The organism is Fructilactobacillus sp. X3R2C1, from assembly GCF_059901235.1.
Map to the genome: position 1 here is coordinate 1 of NZ_JBWXVA010000053.1, position 256 is coordinate 256.

General features: G+C 45.3%; 1 protein-coding gene. It reads left to right on the plus strand.

Translation table 11 applies throughout. From position 1 onward, the window contains the following. Window positions 1-14: 14 nt before the first annotated feature. Window positions 15-256, plus strand: a 242-nt coding sequence (locus AC6UDB_RS07125) for a hypothetical protein (protein ID WP_500709566.1), incomplete at its 3' end; no start/stop codon positions are given.

Here is a 256-nt window from a genome sequence, read left to right on the forward strand (position 1 = left end):
CCGTACTAGAGAGCATGCAAGATAACCTTGGAGCAGGTTTATACTATGTGGTCTTTGCCTATGGGCTAAGCAAGCTCAAACACCGTTTTCATGAAATTCCCCCGCTATTGCTTGGTGGTATCATCACCGGTATAGATTTTTCCTCCAACCTGGTGGAGTTATTCGTGCGAGGTGTGCTGGGCGGGACGAATATTTTTTATATGCGTGAATGGCTCTATCTGCTGATTGTAGGTGGTTTGCGAAGTTACTTTGTCAT